A 17,425-nucleotide genomic window follows, 5' to 3' on the forward strand; every position below is an offset into this window, starting at 1 on the left:
CCGGGGCTCCCCTTCCGGGAAGCCCCGGCAACATGAGGCAGGAGGGATGGGCTGCCTAGAAGGCGTAGATGAAGAGGGCGCTTATGTTCCAGGCGTCGCGGATGCCGCGCTTGCCGCCGCCCGTGGTGGCGAGCCCCCACGTGTCGTCGGACTTGTCGAGCATCAGGTGCACGTAGCTCGCCTCGAGATTGACGGACAGGTTGTCGTAGATCTTGTACTTGTTCAGCAGGCCCATCTCGAGGGCGTAGTCCTTGTCCGTAAGGTAGATGTTGTCGCGGCCCACGGGGACAACGAAGTTGGTGGAGTTGTTGACGTTGGGCGACATCCACGAGCCTGTGCGGTCATGGATCTTCTCGAGGATGCCGGAGCTGTTGGTGCCGCCCCACAGGCTCACATGCAGGGTGTGGCGCAGCTTCGGCAGGAAGCTCACGTCCTTGAGCCGGGCGCCCACGCCCCAGGTGCCGATGAGGGTGTTGGCCATGACGCGGTCGCGCTCGAGGCCGTTCTCGTCCGGGCCGGCGAAGGTGTCCGAGAAGCCGGAGACGCCGAAGTCGTTGACGATATAGGGCATGCGCTCGGAGCCGTTGCCGAGGTCGTCGTCATCGCCCGAGGAATACCAGCCATAGAGGCCGGGGATGCCCCAGTCGAGCTTGTACTCGAAGAGCAGGGCGCCCATCCAGCCCTTGCGGTTCATGGCCGCGTCGTCCATCCAGTCCACGCTGCCGTAGGTGAATTCCCAGGCCACGCGGAAGGGGTCCCACAGGGTGAGCTCGCCGGTGAGGCCGCCCCACCAGGCATTCCCGTATTCGCTGGGCGTCTTGCGGTTGATGGCCTTCTTGTCGGCCATGAGCGGGAACATGCCGCTCATGAAATAGTTGCCGTCCACGCCGTTGATGCGCTGGCCGAAGAAGCGGTTTTCCCCGGGCTTCGGCTCCTTGTCGGTGCGGAAGGTGTTGGGGCCGATGGCGCCGTAGATGCCCCAGGGCGTCATGGCCACGCCGTCGAAGCGCAGGGGGATGAACAGGCCCCCGAAGTCCGTATTGTCGAGGAAGCCGTTCTGGTAGCCGCTCGCCGAGATATAGTTGTCGTTGTAGGGCCGCATCCAGAAGCCCGTGACGCTGGCGTTCTCGTTGATCTTGTAGTTGGCCGTGATGCCCGCGCCGTCGGCCGTGAGCACGGTCGGCCCGTCAAGGGCGAAATAGGGCGAGCGGAAGGCCTGGATGCCCATGCGCACGGAAAGGTCGGTCTGCGGCACCATCCAGTCGATGTAGGCGCGCTTGAGCTTGATGATGGTGCTGTCCGCGCCGAGGGCGCCGCCGCCCTGCGGGTCCTTGGCCTTGCCCCAGATGAACTTGCCGATTTCAAAATACACCTGGCCGCTCAGGTTTTCGGAGGCCACGGCGTCCAACTGGAGGCGCACGCGCGAGCGGGCCTCGAAGTCGTCCTCAAGGTTGTCGTAGCCGGTGTGGCCCTTGTTGCTGAAGTTGCCGTTCTGGCCATACTGGGCGCTGAACAGCCACCAGCCGTGGGCCTTGAAGTCGATGGCCTCGGCCTTGAGCGGCGCCCCCAACAGCGCCGCGCCGGCCAGGGCCGCCGCCAGGAAGCTCACCACGCGTTTGCGCGATTTGCAGAAACAGGAAAGCATGTCGATCCCCCTTTCATGCCGTCCGGGCACTCCTGTCGCCCCCGCGCCGGCTCGCCCGTATGCCGGCGCGGGGTTTCCCCCAGCCTATGTCGTGCAGGCTAGACCTGCATCCTGAGCGGGAAGGTGAAGGCAATGGCGCCCGTGGGGCAGCTCGTGCGGCAGTTGGCGCAATGCCAGCATTCGTCGCCGTGCTCCACCTGCGGGCGCTCGATGCCGGCAAAGGGCACCATTTCGAGCACATAGCCCGGGCAGTCGTCCACACAGGTGCCGCAGGCTTTGCAGTGGCCGCAGTGCATGCAGCGCGCGGCCTCGGCCTCGGCCTGCTCGCGGGTGAGCCCGAGGTTGAGCTCGGCGAAGGCCTTGGCGCAGTCGTTGACGGCCTCCTTTTCGGGCTGCGCCTCCGCATACTGGGAGACGCCATAGATCTCCGCGAAGGGCACCACATAGGGGTCGGCCGTGCCGGCCATGTCGTCGCGCGGCTCGAGCATGTTCTCGTCGTTGATGATCCACACGCGCGCGTCCTCCCCGGTGAGGGCCGCGTGCACGGCGAAGGCCGCCCGGCGCCCGTCGCCCACGGCGCGGGCGATGGAGGCCGGCCCGGCGGAAACATCGCCCGCGGCCCAGACGCCCGGGCGCGAGGTGGCCTGCTGCTTGTCCACCACGATCCAGCGGCGCGGGTTGAGCTCGATGCCGCCGGCGTTCTCGCCGAGGAAGCCAAGGTCCGTCTTCATGCCCACGGCGAAAATGACCGTGTCGCAGTCAAGGGTGTGGCTCCCGCCCGGGAGCGGCTCGAAGACAGGGCGCCCGGCGTCGTCGAAGCGAAATTCCTTCACTTCATAGAAGTCCACGCCGGTCACCTTGTCATTTTCCGTGCGGATGCCGGACATGGTGCAGCAGTTGTGGATCTCAACGCCTTCCTTGGCGGCGAGCTCCAGGTCTTCGGCCGGGGCGCGCATCTCGCCGGCCTTTTCAAGGCAGATGACATGCACTTCGTCCGCGCCGAGGCGTTTGGCGGTGAAGGCGCAGTCAAAGCCCACGCCGCCGCCGCCCATGACCACGACCTTCTTGCCGATCTTGCCGGTATTGCGCCCTAGGGCGGACTCGCGCAAAAACTCCACCGCGCGCACGGCCTTTTCCGCGCCCGGGATGGGCAGGCTGTTTTCGGCCGGCACGCCCGTGGCGACAATGATGGCGTCAAAGCGGTCGCGGATCTCGTCCATGCTGATGTCCACGCCCACGCGGGTGTTGACGTGGGCGCGCACGCCCGTCTCGAGCACGAGGCCCACCTCGCGGTCCACCACGTGGCGCGGCAGGCGGAAATTGGGCACGCCGTAGCGCGGCACGCCGCCCAGCATGGGCTCGGCCTCGTAGATGGTCACGGCATTGCCGAGCAGCGCGAGGAAGTAGGCGCTGGTGAGGCCGGCGGGGCCCCCCCCGATGACGGCTACTTTCTTGCCGGTGGCAGGCCGGTTGCGGAAGAGCACGGCCCCGCGCTCGGCCATGTCGGCGCAGGCGCGCTCAAGGGCGCGGGTGTTGACCGCGCCCTCGAGGTTGTTGCGGTTGCAGGCGCCCATGCAGAAGTGCGGGCAGACCCGGCCGGTGACGCCGGGGAAGGGATTTTTTGCCCGGAGGTAGCGCAGGCCCTCGGTAAAGTCGCCCTTTTCGGCGAGGGCCTGCATCTTCTGGATGGAATTGCCGGCCGGGCAGGCGCCCTCACAGGGCGAAGTGCGGAACTGTTCCTTCAGGCGCGGCCCCTGGGCGACGGGCTCGCGCAATTCTCGGCTGTACTTGGGAGGCATCTATGAACTCCTTGCGGCAGGGATGGTTACAGCAGCGGCGCCTTGCCCCACTGGAAGCGGGGGCCGTCGGCCTCCTTGATGAGGAGGAGCGGCTTTGCCATTTCGGGATTGAGCCCCGGGAACTCGCGCACGCGATAGACGCAGCGGCCCGACTCCTTGCGCTCCATGGTGGCCTGGATGGCAAGCTCGCACACGGCGAGGATGTCGCGGCTCTCGTGGCAGCGCATGAGCTCGCGAAGGCTCGACGCATGCAGGCGGTCGGCCTGGCCGGAGAGGAAGCGGATCTTTTCCAGCGCGCGTTCCATGCCCGCCATGGAGCGGCGGAAGCCCATGTAATAGTCCATCACGTTGCGGGTGGCCTGCTCCAGCTCCTCATAGCTCACGGAGTCGCCAACGGGGTCGGCCATGGGCTTGAAGATCTTGTCCTTCACCGTCTTCGCCATGTCCTCGTCCACCTGGCCGGCCTCGTTCATGCCGGCGGCGCGCATGGCGGCCTTGCCGCCGGCCTCGTAGCCGCCGCACATGGCGCCGGAGCAGTAGAGGAAGACGCTGCCGTTGAAGAGGTTGGGCACCGAGGACTCGAACTGGTCATTGACCGCGATGGCGCCGCCGAAGATGAGCTCGCCGATCTCGACCTCAAGCAGCTTGTGCTGGAAGTCCGTGTGGGTGCAGTCGGCCCAGTCGCCGAAGGTGGCCTTGTCGCCGGGCATGAGCACATACTGGAGCTCGTGCACCACGGCCGGGTCCACATGGCGCATGTCCATGTAGAACGGCGGGCCCGCGCCCTCCATCTGCTCCTGGAAGGTGCCCTGGATCTGGTTGTTGCGCACGCCGTTCTCGCACATGGGGTCGTACTTGCACATGAAGCGCTCGCCGAGCGCGTTGAGCTCGTGCGCGCCGGAGCTGTTGATGCCGTTCATGCCCGGGCAGCCGAAGCCCTTGGGCAGGAGCGTGGCGCGCTGGTAGGTGTCGAGCTCGGTCACGGCCGCGCCGGCCTCGTAGCCGAGCACCACGCCCGCGCTGGTGTTGTAGGGATACATCCACACGTTGTAGGCGTTGTGCGTGGAATTGTCCGTGCCCCGGGTGGCCGAGCGCCCCTGCGTGGAAACCACGGTCTTGGCGCGGATGATGACATATTCGCCGGTGCGCACGTTCCAGCCGAGGCAGCCGCAGGCCTTGCCGTGGTCGGTGAGGATGCGCATGGCCATGATGCGGTCGAGCACGTTGACGCCGCTCTCGCGCACGAGGCGCGCCATGACGCGCTTGATGGTCATGCCGTTGGAAATGTGGACCCACCAGCGCCCGGGCTGGCCGAAGCCCTGGGTGCGCACATAGGTGCCGTCGGGGTTGCGGCCGAAGTCCACGCCCGCGGCCCCGAGGATGTCGAGGAAGTGCGGCATGTGGTTGTACCAGCCGTTGACGAGCATGGTGGGCGTCCAGCCGTTGAGCGGCTTGGCGTAGAATTTCACAAGGTCGTCGGCGGTGTCGAAGGGCTCGCCCTCCTCATTGAGAACGGCCATGTAGTGGTCATTGCCGCCGCCGATGCAGCCCGAGCTCTCGAGCTTGCCCTTGTCGATGATGACGACATCCTGCCCCTGGTCGCGCGCGCCCAGCGCGGCGCCACAGCCGGATGCCCCGGAGCCGATGACGAGCACGTCGGTTTCCACGAGCGTGCCCAGACTGTGCCTGGTCGTTCTCATGCCGGTATCCTGGTCTGAAGGTGTGCGGACACTTCACAGCCCGGGCTTGGGCTGGCCCCCCAGCGGGGCCGCACGGGCTCTGCGAGTTTGTGAAGGAAAAATCATACGCCCGCGCTGTATTGTCAAATCAATAAAAATCACGCATTGTGGAAAAAAATCCAACAGGGGGCACCCCGTGATCGACGAGCTCAACGGCGATTTTCTCCAGTGGCTGCGCGGTTTTTACTGGGTCGCCAAGACGGGCAGCGTGCGCCGCGCCGCGGAACACATGCACCGCAACCCCTCGACCATCAGCTACCAGATCCGCTCGCTGGAAGAGGCGCTCAACACCGTCCTCTTCGACCGCTATAAAAAATCCCTGCGCATCACGCCCGAGGGCACCAAGCTCCTCGACTGGGCCATCACCACCTTCGAGGCCCTGCAGAGCATGCGCGCCTCGGTGGGCAGCGCCGGCGGCAAGCTCAAGGGTGCTGTCACCGTGGCGGCGACCTTGCCCATCGCCAGCCTTTCCGTGCCCACCACGGTGGACTTTTTGCGGCGCCATCCCGGGGTGGAGTTGACCGTGAAGCGGGGCCTCTCCTCCGAAGTGCGCAGGGATGTGGCCGATTCACGCGTGGATTTCGGGCTTCTGCCGGTCATCGAAAAACCGGCCGACGACCGGCTGGAAGTGCTGTTCAAGTCGCGGCCCCTGCTCGTCATGCACCGCGACAACCCGTGGAACATCCCGCTCGTGCCGGATATCGACGACCTCAGGCGCCTCCCCTATGTGGCCTTTGCCGATGATGATGACCCGGATGACCTCGGCTGCTGGTGCCGACATTCCGGCATGGGCGACTTCATCCAGAAAAACGCGATCATCCGCGTCAGCAACTACCACCTTGCCCTGCGTTATGTCTGGCATCGCCTCGGCGTGGCCCTCATGGACGAGCTTTGCCTCCAGGGCACCAATTTTGGGGCGGACTGGGAGCAGCTGGTCTCGCGCCCGCTGGATCATCTCTTCCCCAACCGGCTTTGTGGCATCCTCGTGCGCCGCCACAAGCATGTCAGCCCGCAGGCGCAGGCCTTTATCGAGGCCCTCCGGGGCTTCTTCCTCCCGCTGCCCACGTTGGACGCGGAGACCATCTGGCGCAATGCCCGCCAGGTCCCGGCCCTTCAGGAGGGCGCCAAAGAAAAGGCCGGGCGCAGGGCCCGGCCTGAGAAGCGGGGCGCCCGGGAAGGCCGGGCGCGGCCCGTGGATGCCTAGAACACCGCCACGCCCAGAGTGACCACCACAAGGGCCGTGGCTATCCACGACACCAGGATGACCACCGGCGCGGTGCGCCTGATGGACTTGGCGTTGGCCCACTCGTTGCCGTGCAAGAGGGCCGCGCTGGCGCTGGCCGCCGGCGTGAGGAAGGCGAAGTGGCAGCCCATGACCACCATCATCAGGGCGAGGTCCGGCGCGGCGCCCGAGGCCTGGCAATAGCTCAAGACGATGGGCATGAGCGCGATGCCCGTGGCGCCGTTGTTCATCACCTGCGTCAGGGCCGTTGCCACGAAGCCGATGATGATGGCGAAGGTGAGCGGGGTGCTGCCGCTGAAGATGGGCTCCATGGCGTTCATGAGGAAGGCGGTGATGCCGCTGTCCGTATGGGCCATGGCCGCGGCCAGCGGCTGCACGATGGCGAGCAGGAGGATGATGCCCCAGGTGACGCCCGAATCCACCATGATCTTGAAGTTGAGCAGGGGCTTGCCGTCCACCCTGATGGCCGCCATGACGGTAACGAGCAGGATGACGATGCCCGTATTGCCGATGGAGCGCAGGAACTTGGTCACAAAGAAGCCCTTGGGCAGGAAGTTGGGCGCGAGCAGCAGCAGGACCAGCAGGAAGAGGAAGATGAGCACGATCTTCTGCACCCTGTTGAGCTTGAGGGCGCCTTCCGTATCCAGCTTTTCGGCTTCCAGCTTGAGCAGCTTGCTCATGTCGGGCCGGAAGAGATACTTGCCGAGCAGGATGAAGGCCCCGGAGCAGAGCGCGCAGATGGCGAGCGCCACGAGCATGTAGCTCGCGTAGTCGATGGAGACGCCGCTCATGTTTTCATAGGCGCCGAGCACGGTGAGCGGCACCTGCTTGAAGGGGATGAGCGACATGCCCACCTGGGCCGCGAACACGATGCCGAAGACCATCATGGTCGGGTAGCCCTCGCCCTTCTTGTAGCCGCAGGCGTCACAGACGCCGTAGAGGATGGACCACCCGATGATGGCCGCGGGTGAGGCCGAGGTGAGGCCGCCGAGGATGAAGATGGAGCCCATGAACACGTAGGTAAAAAGCCACGGGCGCCCGGCGAGGCACTTGCGGGTGATGAACCACAGCGAGATGAACTTGGAGAGCCCGTAGTAATTGATGGCGGCGCAGAAGACGAAGATGAAGAACATCATCTGCACCATGGGGTCGCCGAAGCTCTTGTTGAGCAACTGCCCCGGCTTCATGCCGCCGGTGAGCATGAGCGCCAGAAGGCCGAGCAGGCTGGGCCAGACGATCTCGATGAATATCCAGCCGTAGAGCACGCCCAGGAAGATGCCGATGAGGTTCATGCCGAGCGGCGTGAGCGGCCCGAAGGGCGTGAGCTGACCAAAACCGAAGGTGATGATCAGGCAGATGGCCGTGTGCACCAGATACATGGGCGAGAGCGGTTTTTTGGCCGCCGCCGCGCCCGCTTGGGGAACGGTTTTTTCTGTCATGAAGAAGACCCTCGCTGCTTCCGCCCGGGGGCGCCGCCGCTGTCCGCATGACGGGGCGCCGCGCTCCGGGCATTGAGCAGGCCGATGCCCATTCGGCCCTGATTTTGTGAAATCCGTATCATGCCGCGGGGGCTGTTCTGTCAAATCGAAAAAAATCCAATGGTGTTTGATTAAATCAAATACTGCGGAGGCCGCCCGCGAGAGCGGAGAAAAAACGGCAGGCGGCGCTCTTTGGGGTGAAAGAACGCCGCCTTGGGAAATGAGAGACAAGGCCGCTGAGGGCTGAATTCCTTAAATCCGTCTGGAGCGAAGCGGAAAACGGGTGTCTCCTCTGGCGCCCATTACCCGCGGGGATGGGCGGCCATGAAGTCGGCGAGCCACTGGTGGCGCTCAAGCACGAGGTTGCGGCCCTCGGTTTTGGCGCGGCGCACTTCCTCGGCATAGAGCGCCAGCGTCTCGGGCGAGAGCGTCTCCAGCTCGCAACGCAAATAGCGACGGAAGATGTCCGAGCCGTTGCGCTGGATTCGGTCGGGCCGCACCTTGGCGGCTTCTTCCAGAAAGGCGTTTTCCGCATCCGCGATCTCGTCGAGCAGCGGGCTCTCCGAAAGCGGGGGCAGGCGGTCGTCCATGCGCGCGTACTTTTCCAGCATGAAGTTGCGGCCGCTTTCCTCGGCGGCGCGCAGGTCGTCGAGGTAGGACTTCAGGGTCGCGTCGTCATGGGTGATGTGCGCCATGCGCCGCATGACGCGGAAGGTGTCGGGCCGCTGCTGGCAGTCGGCCGTGCCGCCCTCGTTGGGCGTGGCCAGGAACATGGCGAGCTCGCGCTCGATGATTTCGTTGAGCAGTGCCTCGCGTTCGGGGCTCGTTTTCATGGCAGTCTCCTAAAGATTCCGTTCTTCATCAAGGGCGCGGCGGCAAATGTCGAGATTGGCCGCATATCCGCGGGCTTCGCGGCTTTCGCCCTTGCCGATGGCGACGTAGGTTTCAAGGGCTTCCTCCAGCGCGGCGCAGGCGTCGCGCCACTGGCCGTCCTGCGCGAGGGCCACGCCGAGATTGCCGAGGGAAAAGGCGAGATCTTCCCGGTCGGGGAGCTGGCGCCGAAAGGCCACGGCCTCGCGGTGAAAGGCGATGCCGCCCTCCATGTCGCCGAGCTCTTCGTGGATGCGGCCGAGATTGTTGAGGCAGGTGCCCACCTGCTGCGGCACCGGCCCTGCCTGCGTCTCCCAGATGGCCTTGGCGCGCAGGATGAGCGCCTCGGCGCGGGCGAAATCGCGCGCCCGGTACGGCGCGGCCGAAAGCCGGAAGAGCGCGCCCGCGAGCTCGGGCGAGTCCGTGCCGTAGAGCCTTTCGGCGAGCTTCGCCGCCTCCTCGCCCGCGGTCGCGCTTTCGGCGGTGGCGCCCGTTTCCGAAAGGGCGAAGCACAGGTTCTGGAGCACATGGCAGCGGAGCGGCAGCAGGGACGCCTCGGCGCCCTCCAGGCTGTCCGCGGCCTCGCGCAGGGCGGCGATGCCGCCGGCCGCATCCCCGAGAGCCACGCGCGCGCGCCCGAGGCCATCCAGCGCCAAGGCCCGCAGCCGCACGGCCTCGAACGTGGCTTCCCACGCCCCGGCGGCCAACGCGCCGAGTGCATCGGCTGCCTCCCGGAGCTTGCCCTCGCGCATGAGGTCGAGGGCGCTTCGCACGGCCTGCGCCCGGGCTTCCGAACTTTGTTCTGCCATGGCGCTCAGGCTCCTTCTTCCAGCAGGTTGAGACGGCGGATGTCCGGCTCCCGCACATGGGCCATGATGGCCGGCCCATGCGCCCAGAGCCACGCGCCCGGAGCTTCGCTCACGCCGATGAAGCGCAGGTGGTCGGCCACGTCGGCGCAAAAGGCCTCCACGGGCTCGGCCGCCGCCATGTCTTCGGGCCCGCGCAGGGGCTGGGCCGCCAAGCCGTCCAGCACGCGTCCGAGGGAGGTCCCGAGGAGGGGCAGCTCGCGCCCGACCTTGGGCGCCCACTTGTAAAAGGGCATGTAGCGGCGGTTGAGCAAAAAAACGAGGCCGAGCGCCGCTTCCGCAAAGCGCGCCGCCGCCAGCATGGCCGAGGGGCCGTCGCCCCGGCCGAGTGCGCGCGGCAGGTTGTACTGTCCGGCCTGGGCCGCGAGCATTGCTTTTGTCGCCAGCTTTTTCAGCCAGACATCGCGCGGATAGTAGGCGAGCAGCGCCTCGCGCCAGGCGCTGAAGCGGCCGTCCGCGTCCTCGAACACTTCGCCGTTGGTGGCCGCTGCAAGCCTGTGCTCGGGGATGGCGAGCCACTGGCGCCATGTTGCCGGCGGCGTGTCAAGGCCGGTGAAAAAGGCGTAAAAACCATCGACGGAAAGCGGGCCCACACGGCCCAGCCGGGCTTGGGGAGCAAGGCGCGATGGATAGCCCTCGAACTCCGCCGGCAACGCCGCGAAGGCCCGCTCGATGCGCTCGCCCCCGGCGCGCATGACCTCCCGGGGCAGCCAGAGGCAGAAAGCCGCGCCGAAATCGTGATCCTGCGAGACGGCGTCGTCGCAGCCGAGGCATTCCGAGCCCTCGCCCGCGAGGCCGGCCGCGGCCTTTGCCATCACATCCGGCATGGCCGCCACGAGCGCCGGGCGCGAGGCCGCGTAAAAGGCGCGCGCCAGTTCAAGGCCTTTCATCTTCAGCGCTCCTTTCCCGCTTTTTGCGGGCCCTGCGTGACGGCTTGGCGCCGCCCAGGCCGCGCACCTTGCGGAAGATGGTGCTCCTGTCCATTTCGAAATGCCGGGCCAGCTCGCCGATGCTGCCGTAACGCCGAAGGCCCGCCTCCAGCACCTGGCCTTCCACTTCCTTCATGATGCTCTTGAGCGAGCGGCCCTCGATGTCGGGCAGGCGGAAGGGCGCGGGCGCGATGTCGGGCGCCGGCGTCTCCGGGCGGATGCCCGCGAGGTCGGCCGCCTGGATGTAGCCGCCCTTGCAGGTGACGAGCAGGCCCTGGATGAGGTTTTCGAGTTCGCGCACATTGCCCGGCCACGCATAGCCGCGCAGGATGTGCTCCACCTCTTCCGAGAGGCGCGCCTTTTTGTGGAAGCGCTTGCCGTAATAGGTGAGGAAGCCTTGGGCCAGCGGCAATATGTCAGCCTTGCGCTTGCGCAGGGGCGGCAGGGTGAGCACCGCCACCTTGAGCCGGTAATAGAGGTCGGAGCGGAAGCTGCCGCGCTCCAGCTCCTTTTCCAGGTCCTTGTTGGTGGCGGCGATGACGCGCACGTCCACCTTGCGGGGCACGGTGGCGCCCACGCGCAGCACTTCCCAGTCCTGCAGGACGCGCAAAAGCCGCGTCTGCATGGGCATGGGGAGCTCGCCCACCTCGTCGAGGAAGAGGGTGCCCCCGTTGGCGGCCTCCACAAGACCGGCCTTGCCGTTCTTGCTCGCGCCGGAGAAGCTGCCCGGCACATAGCCGAAAAGCTCGGTCTCGATGAGGTTTTCGGGGATGCTGCCGCAATCCACCTTGATGAAGGGGGCGTCCGCGCGGCCGCTCAGGTGGTGGATGTGGCGCGCCATGACATCCTTGCCCGTGCCTGTCTCTCCCAGGAGGAGCACCGTGGCGTCCGTGCGGGCGATGTCCGCGGCCTCGCCGTAGAGGCGCTGCATGGCCTGGCTCTGGAGGACGCGCGGATACTGGATGGCGTCGGGCACGGCCGCGTCGCTGTTGAGGGCCTGGAAGGTCTCGAGCAGTTCCTTCTGGGCGGTCACTTCCTCGCGCAGTTCGCTCAAGACGGTAATGTCGCGGATGATGGTGACGACATAGACCACCTCGCCGGCGTCGTTCTTGATGGGGTAGCCGTCGAGGAGGAGGATGCGCCCGTTGTAGAGATGCTGGACGCTCGCCACCTTTTCGCCGCTGTTGACCACCTTGGCGTTGAGCACCACGTCGAAGATGCCGTTCTGGACCATGTCCTGCACGCGCTTTCCGAGGATGTCCTCCTTGGGGATGCCGGTGAGCTCGGAATGGCGCTTGTTGACAAGAACAACGACACCGCGGGCGTCTGTCACGCAGACAGCGTCGCGGAAGGTGTCATAGAGCTGTTCGATGTAGTCCGCAAGCATGGGGGGGTTATACATGTATCCGGCCTTGCGGGAAAGCCTTTTTCGCCCCGGACCATCCGGGTCTGCGCCCGGCGCGCGGCCGGGCATCCCCCCGCGGGGGAGGGGATGCCCGCCGGGCTTGAATTAGCCTCCGTAGCCGAGTACCCGGGGCAACCAGGTGGCGATGGAGGGGAAGAAGGTGAAGATGAGGATGGCCAGGGTCAACGCGCCGATATAGGGCAGCACCGCCACCGAGACCTTTTCCACAGGCAGCTTGGAGAGCCTGGACGCCACAAAGAGGTTCACCCCGAGCGGCGGCGTGAGCATCGCCACGTTGTTGGTGACAACGAGGATGATGCCGAAGTGGATGGGGTCGATGCCGAGCTTGAGGATGAGCGGCAAAAGCACCGGCACGAGGATGATGATGGTGGCCAGCGTCTCGAGGAACATGCCGAGCACGTAGAGGATGGCGATGATGAGCAACAGCACCACTTCTGGCGTGGTGGAGAAGCCCAGCACCAGCGAGACGAGCTTTTGCGGCGCCTCCTCATAGGTGAGGATCTTGCCGAACAGGGTGCTCGCGCCCACGATGAGCAGCACGCCGCCGCAGATGATGGCGCCCTCGATGAGCGACTTGTAGATGTGCTCCCACTTGAGGGCGCGGTTGATGACGATGCCCACGAAGAGCGCCCACACGATGCCCACGATGGAGGCCTCCACCGGGGTGGCCATGCCCGTGTAGATGGAGCCCAGGATGAGCACAGGCGTCATGAGGGCGAAGAAGCACTTGCCGCAGGTGCGCAAAAAGGTGGGCAGGTGGAAGGGCGGGGCGTCCTTGTCGCCGGCGAAGCCGTTTTTCCTGGCGAGCATATAGGCCGTGCCGCACATGAGGAAGGCCACGATGAAGCCGGGGATGAAGCCCGCGGTGAACATGGCCGTCACCGAGAGGTTGCCCAGAATGGCGTAGATGATCATCGGGTTGGACGGCGGGATGAGCACGCCGATGGTGCCGCCCGACGAGGCCACGGCCGCCGAGTATTCCCTGGAATAGCCGTTGCGGATCATGGCCGGGATGAGGATGGTGCCCACGGCGGCCACCGTGCCCGGGCCGGAGCCGGAAATGGCCGCGAAGAAGGTGGAGGCGAGCACCGTGGTGATGCCGAGGCCGCCGTAGGAGCGGCCCACGATCTGCTTCACCACGTCCACGATCTGGCCTGTGATGTTGCCGTATTCCATCAGGGTGCCGGCCACCACGAAGCAGGGGATGGCCAGCAGCGGGAAGAGGTTGAGCCCGTCAAAGAGCGTGTTGTGGATGATGGAGAGCGGCAGGATGTCGCTGCACAGGATGGCGGCGATGGCGGAAATGATCAGGCCCATGAAGATGGGCATGCCGATGAGGAAGCACGCGAGCAGCGCGAGCAGGGCGATTTCAAGCGGCGACATCAGACCATCTCCTCGAATTTGACGAGATCGCTCATGGTGCCGGCTTTCCAGTGGACGTAGTACTGTTCGATGAGCCGCCAGCTCATGAGCGCGAAGCTGAAGGGGATGATGGCCTCCACCCAGGACTTGACGATGCCGAGCGTCGGGGACATCTCGGGAAATTCCAAGCCGTCGAGGATGACCTCGACGCTGTTGATGACGATGAAGATATTGAAGGCGACCCAGATGGCGTCGCAGATGGTGAGGAAGAAGAGGCGCCCGCGGGTGTCGAGCTTCAAAAACTGCGCGGTGATGCGCACATGGATGCGCCGCTTGACGCACAGGGCCGCGCCCACATAGACGGCCCAGATGAAGGAATAGCGCGAAAGCTCCTCCGTCCAGGCGAGGGCGGAGCCAAAGATGAAGCGGATAAAGACCTGGATGATGAGGCAGAGGATCATGAGCCCCACCAGCGAGGCGGAGACCCACTCCTCAAAATTGTCATAGAAGCGTCGCAAAAAGCCCATGTTGTCATCCCCCCGTGACGACACTCGTCCCCCGACGGCGGACTGAGACCCGGCGGCGAACTGAAAAAGGAGCGCGGCCGGGGCGCCCCGGCCGCGCGGACTTAGCCTATTGCACGGGCTGCTGGCCCATGGCCTTGAGGGCGGAGTTCACCATGTCCTTGCCGCCGACCTTGTCATAGAACTGCGGCCAGGTGGAACGGGCCTGCTTTTCCCACTTGGGGAGGTCTGTGGGGGTGCCCTTCACCATGCCGTGCTCCTCGCACTGCTTGAGGGCGAGCTGTTCCTGCTCGGCGATCCAGTTCCACTCATGCTCCAGGGCCTCACGGGCGGCGCGGTCAACGAGCTCGCGGGTCTTGGGGTCGAGCTTCTGGTACCACTGCTCGGAAACGAGCAGCGGGCCGGTCCAGAGCAGGTAGGGCACGTCGGTGATGTACTTCTGCACTTCCCAGAACTTCTGGTCGCGGTTCACCGCATGCGGGTTTTCCTGGCCGTCGATGACGCCCTGCTGGAGGCCGTTGAAGGTTTCGGACCAGGCCAGCGGATGCGGCTCAACGCCCCAGGAGCGGAAGGCGGCGAGCTGCATTTCCACGGGCGGCACGCGCATCTTCAGGCCCTGGAGGTCGTCGATGGTGTTGATGGGGTGCTTGGAATTGGTCAGCACGCGATAGCCGCCGAGCAGCCAGCCCAGGGGCCGGGTGCGGCTTTCCTTGGCGATCTGGTCGGCGAGCTTCTTGTTGAATTCCTCGTCGCGGAGCAGCGTCTTGGCGTCATCCGTGGTGGGGAAGAGATAGGGCAGGTAGAAGATGCCGGCCGAGGGCGCGAAGGGCGTCACATTGCCCGTGCTCATGACGCCGAGCTGGATCTCGTTGTTGCGCAGCTGTTTCACGTTGGCCTGCTCGTCGCCCATGGAGCCGCCGTAGAGGGTCTGGACGGTGATCTGGCCGTTGGAGTCGCGCTCGACGATCTCCTTGAACTTGTTGATGGCCGTGGTCATCTGGCTGCCTTCTGGGTTGGCCGTGGCTGCCCGGATGGTCTGCTTCTTGTACTCTTCCGCGCCAGCCGTGCCGACGCAGAGGCTGATGACCGCCAATGCGCAGAGAAGAAGGGAACAGCGTTTCATGGGAACCTCGTTTCGGCCGGTCATTTATCCGCCGGGGGAGGAGGCCGTTCCCGGCCCCGGCGGTTTGTGGGCTGGGGCTATTCGAGGCCGAGCAGCTTGGCCGCGTTGTTGTACATGATGTTTTCACGCACGGCCGGCTCGAAGGGCAGGCGCTTGTACAGCGCGATCTGCTCCTGAAAATCCATGAAGGGCGCGGCGCTCGCGAAAAGCAGCTTGTTGCCGATAAGCGTGTTGGCCGCCTTGATATAGCCTTCGGAGAAGGGCTGCTCTTCGTATTCCGCCAGGTCCATATAGACGTTGCGGTTGCGGTGCACCACCATGATGGCGTCGTTCACGAAGGGGTAGCCGCCGTGGCTGATGACGATCTTGAGCTGCGGGAAGTCCGCGGCCACCCGGTCGATGTGGCGCGGGTGGGCGTCGTCCATCACCGCGTCGCGCACGAGGGTGGCGGGCCCGGTGGTGATGACGATGGGCACGTCGAGCTCGCAGCACTTGGCGTAAATGGGATAGTATTTGGCATGGTTGGCCGGGATGCGCGCGAGATAGGGGTCAATGGCGGCGCCCCGCATGCCGTGGGCGACGACCATGTCGGTGAGGGTGGCGAGCGCGTCCATGCCCTTGTGCGGGTCAAGGCCGGCAAAGCCGATGAAAAGGTCGGGATAGGCGGCCATGAGCTCGAGGATACCGGGATTGCTGGACTTGAGGCCATAGGTGGTCTCGGCGTCGCGGCCGGTCACCACGCCCTTGACCACGCCACACCGGCGCATGTCGGCCACGATCTTCCCGATGGGCTCGGGCTTGGCGCGGTCGGCGAACTTGAAGAGCTCGAACATGGGGCTGAACACCCCGTTCTTGGCGAGCATGCCCTGCACGGCCTCGGGCGTGCTGGGACGGAAGCGGAAATCGATGATCTTCATGGCAATTCCCTGTCTGGGGCACGCGCCGCGGCCGGCAGGGGGCCGGATGGGACGAGCGCGGAGCCCGGAGTGTTTGTTCTTCCCCAAGCAGGATTCATGCCTGTTGTGAAAACGCGGACAATTCCTAAGTAGGTCATGGGTGGCAATCCTCGTTCACCACGGGATGCCCGCGCCCCGCGCGGACTTGGGGCCGCGCCTGTCCCACGCTTGCTCTCGCGCGCCAGATGCCCATGGCAGCAAAACACCCACCGGCGGCGCAGGTCAACCACAGGGCCGCATATTCTTGTAATCAATTGAAATGAATTGATTAAAATGAGGAATACCCGCGACCTGGAGTGGTTTTTTTGCACAAGGGAAGTTTTTTATTTTTCTTTGTGATTCAGGGATGTTAGTTAACAAAATTGGCTGAATGATGCAAAAAAGCACAAGCAGGCACCCCGAGTGTGGAAGAATGCAACATCCTTCCCCCGCGGCGCGTCACGTTTTAACGCCCAAAAACGAAAAAGCGCCCGGGGGGGCCACGGGCGCGAGGGGTGGGGAAGGGAAAAAGGCTTTTTACTGCGCGATGTCGCGCAGGCGGCGCATGATGTCCTCCACGAGGTTCGCGCCTTCCATCTCGTAGATGCGGCCGAGATAGCCGTACTTGGGCTGCCCCATGCGGTGATAGGTCAAAAGCTCGTATTCCACATTGGGGCGCCTGGGCACGAATTCCCGGATGGCCTGGATCTCGGCCTCATTGTCGTTGAAGCCCGGGATCACCGGGGTGCGCGCCCGGATGGGCAAGAGGGGGAAGTCCTCGCAGACGCGGCGGAAATTGTCGAGGATGCGGGCGTTGTCCACGCCGGTGAACTTCTTGTGCAGCGCGGGGTCAAAGCACTTGATGTCGAAGATCAGGGCATCCAGCGAGGCGCAGGCCTCGGCGAGGCGTTCATACGGGTAATAGCCGCAGGTCTCGATGGCCGTCTTGATGCGGCGCCGCCTGGCCTCGCGCAGCAGGGCCAGGGCGAAGTCGGGCTGGGCCAGGGCCTCGCCGCCGGAGAGGGTGAGGCCGCCGCCCGAGCGGTTGTAGAAAACGCCGTCCTCCTCCACCTTGTTGAGCACGGCGTCCACGGTCATGCGCTCGCCGTAGACGCTCTGCGAGCCCGAGGGGCAGGCGTCCGCGCACGCGAAGCACTGTTCGCAGGCGCGCGGGTCAAAGGCGATGAGCCCGTTCTTCAGGGTGAGCGCCCCGCTTGTGCAGGCGTTGACGCAGCGCCCGCACACCTCGGCCGTGAGGCAGCGCATGGGGTTGAAGGCGTGCTCGGGCTCGTGGCGCTGCGATTCCGGGTTGCTGCACCAGCGGCAGCGCAGGGGGCAGCCCTTGAGGAAGACCAGGGTGCGGATGCCCTTGCCGTCATGGACGCTGAATTTCTGGATATTGAAGACGATGCCGGTAGTTTGCGCGTCGCTCATGCCAGGGCTCCACGGATTGAACGCAGGGGCGCCCCGCATCGGCCGCGGGGGC

Annotated in this window: 14 protein-coding genes; 1 reads left to right on the forward strand and 13 read right to left on the reverse strand. The window is 65.3% G+C overall.

The genetic code is table 11. The features are described 5' to 3' along the window. Positions 1–55: 55 nt before the first annotated feature. The 3 genes from G7Y54_RS01640 to G7Y54_RS01650 all read right to left on the reverse strand — a co-directional run bounded on the left by G7Y54_RS01640 (position 56) and on the right by G7Y54_RS01650 (position 5,144). On the reverse strand, positions 56–1,645 hold the full coding sequence (locus G7Y54_RS01640) for an outer membrane homotrimeric porin (protein WP_165076380.1): 1,590 nt from the start codon (positions 1,643–1,645) through the stop codon (positions 56–58). A 98-nt stretch (positions 1,646–1,743) separates the two neighbouring features. Further along, complete coding sequence (locus G7Y54_RS01645; protein WP_165076382.1) at positions 1,744–3,444, reverse strand: FAD-dependent oxidoreductase; 1,701 nt, start codon at positions 3,442–3,444, stop codon at positions 1,744–1,746. 26 nt (positions 3,445–3,470) lie between these two features. After that, complete coding sequence (locus G7Y54_RS01650; RefSeq protein ID WP_165076384.1) at positions 3,471–5,144, reverse strand: FAD-binding protein; 1,674 nt, start codon at positions 5,142–5,144, stop codon at positions 3,471–3,473. A 175-nt stretch (positions 5,145–5,319) separates the two neighbouring features. On the opposite strand from G7Y54_RS01650, the gene G7Y54_RS01655 reads away from it, so the two are divergent. After that, on the forward strand, positions 5,320–6,387 hold the full coding sequence (locus G7Y54_RS01655) for a LysR family transcriptional regulator (RefSeq protein WP_165076386.1): 1,068 nt from the start codon (positions 5,320–5,322) through the stop codon (positions 6,385–6,387). Here G7Y54_RS01655 and G7Y54_RS01660 read toward each other — a convergent pair. The 10 genes from G7Y54_RS01660 to G7Y54_RS01705 form a co-directional block, all read right to left on the reverse strand. Beyond that, entirely contained in the window at positions 6,384–7,865 is a 1,482-nt protein-coding gene (locus G7Y54_RS01660) for an SLC13 family permease (RefSeq protein WP_241159321.1), read from the reverse strand. The two genes, G7Y54_RS01655 and G7Y54_RS01660, sit on opposite strands and share 4 nt — an antisense overlap. 341 nt (positions 7,866–8,206) lie before the next feature. Beyond that, a complete protein-coding gene (locus tag G7Y54_RS01665; RefSeq protein ID WP_165076388.1) occupies positions 8,207–8,737 on the reverse strand; it encodes a DUF4125 family protein in 531 nt (176 codons plus the stop codon). A gap of 9 nt (positions 8,738–8,746) precedes the next feature. Continuing rightward, complete coding sequence (locus tag G7Y54_RS01670; RefSeq protein WP_165076390.1) at positions 8,747–9,583, reverse strand: tetratricopeptide repeat protein; 837 nt, start codon at positions 9,581–9,583, stop codon at positions 8,747–8,749. A 5-nt stretch (positions 9,584–9,588) separates the two neighbouring features. After that, complete coding sequence (locus G7Y54_RS01675) at positions 9,589–10,530, reverse strand: DUF4037 domain-containing protein (RefSeq protein ID WP_165076392.1); 942 nt, start codon at positions 10,528–10,530, stop codon at positions 9,589–9,591. Further along, a complete protein-coding gene (locus tag G7Y54_RS01680) occupies positions 10,517–11,971 on the reverse strand; it encodes a sigma 54-interacting transcriptional regulator (RefSeq protein WP_241159322.1) in 1,455 nt (484 codons plus the stop codon). Before G7Y54_RS01680 ends, G7Y54_RS01675 begins: the two co-directional genes overlap by 14 nt. 108 nt (positions 11,972–12,079) lie before the next feature. Continuing rightward, positions 12,080–13,378 (reverse strand): TRAP transporter large permease, encoded by a 1,299-nt coding sequence (locus tag G7Y54_RS01685; RefSeq protein ID WP_165076394.1) that lies wholly within the window; start codon positions 13,376–13,378, stop codon positions 12,080–12,082. Continuing rightward, positions 13,378–13,884 carry a TRAP transporter small permease gene (locus tag G7Y54_RS01690; protein WP_165076396.1) on the reverse strand — a complete coding sequence of 169 codons (507 nt, stop codon included), beginning with the start codon at positions 13,882–13,884 and terminating at the stop codon, positions 13,378–13,380. Before G7Y54_RS01690 ends, G7Y54_RS01685 begins: the two co-directional genes overlap by 1 nt. 106 nt (positions 13,885–13,990) lie before the next feature. Continuing rightward, positions 13,991–15,004: a TRAP transporter substrate-binding protein gene (locus G7Y54_RS01695; protein ID WP_165076398.1), complete on the reverse strand. Its 1,014-nt coding sequence runs from the start codon at positions 15,002–15,004 to the stop codon at positions 13,991–13,993. Positions 15,005–15,081: 77 nt separating this feature from the next. Beyond that, positions 15,082–15,921, reverse strand: coding sequence for an amidohydrolase family protein (locus tag G7Y54_RS01700; RefSeq protein WP_165076401.1), 840 nt, complete (start codon positions 15,919–15,921; stop codon positions 15,082–15,084). A 555-nt stretch (positions 15,922–16,476) separates the two neighbouring features. Then, a complete protein-coding gene (locus G7Y54_RS01705) occupies positions 16,477–17,373 on the reverse strand; it encodes a glycyl-radical enzyme activating protein (protein WP_165076413.1) in 897 nt (298 codons plus the stop codon). Between the last annotated feature and the right edge of the window lie 52 nt (positions 17,374–17,425).

The organism is Desulfovibrio sp. ZJ746 (assembly GCF_011039155.1).
GTDB lineage: Bacteria > Desulfobacterota > Desulfovibrionia > Desulfovibrionales > Desulfovibrionaceae > Desulfovibrio.

Bases quoted from the DNA above. Each gene is read 5' to 3' on its own strand.
- G7Y54_RS01645 (WP_165076382.1), bottom strand. From the start codon at position 3,444: ATGCCTCCCAAGTACAGCCGAGAATTGCGCGAGCCCGTCGCCCAGGGG.
- G7Y54_RS01665 (WP_165076388.1), bottom strand. From the start codon at position 8,737: ATGAAAACGAGCCCCGAACGCGAGGCACTGCTCAACGAAATCATCGAG.
- G7Y54_RS01670 (WP_165076390.1), bottom strand. From the start codon at position 9,583: ATGGCAGAACAAAGTTCGGAAGCCCGGGCGCAGGCCGTGCGAAGCGCC.
- G7Y54_RS01650 (WP_165076384.1), bottom strand. From the start codon at position 5,144: ATGAGAACGACCAGGCACAGTCTGGGCACGCTCGTGGAAACCGACGTG.
- G7Y54_RS01690 (WP_165076396.1), bottom strand. From the start codon at position 13,884: ATGGGCTTTTTGCGACGCTTCTATGACAATTTTGAGGAGTGGGTCTCC.
- G7Y54_RS01705 (WP_165076413.1), bottom strand. From the start codon at position 17,373: ATGAGCGACGCGCAAACTACCGGCATCGTCTTCAATATCCAGAAATTC.
- G7Y54_RS01680 (WP_241159322.1), bottom strand. From the start codon at position 11,971: ATGTATAACCCCCCCATGCTTGCGGACTACATCGAACAGCTCTATGAC.
- G7Y54_RS01660 (WP_241159321.1), bottom strand. From the start codon at position 7,865: ATGACAGAAAAAACCGTTCCCCAAGCGGGCGCGGCGGCGGCCAAAAAA.
- G7Y54_RS01700 (WP_165076401.1), bottom strand. From the start codon at position 15,921: ATGAAGATCATCGATTTCCGCTTCCGTCCCAGCACGCCCGAGGCCGTG.
- G7Y54_RS01695 (WP_165076398.1), bottom strand. From the start codon at position 15,004: ATGAAACGCTGTTCCCTTCTTCTCTGCGCATTGGCGGTCATCAGCCTC.
- G7Y54_RS01685 (WP_165076394.1), bottom strand. From the start codon at position 13,378: ATGTCGCCGCTTGAAATCGCCCTGCTCGCGCTGCTCGCGTGCTTCCTC.
- G7Y54_RS01640 (WP_165076380.1), bottom strand. From the start codon at position 1,645: ATGCTTTCCTGTTTCTGCAAATCGCGCAAACGCGTGGTGAGCTTCCTG.
- G7Y54_RS01675 (WP_165076392.1), bottom strand. From the start codon at position 10,530: ATGAAAGGCCTTGAACTGGCGCGCGCCTTTTACGCGGCCTCGCGCCCG.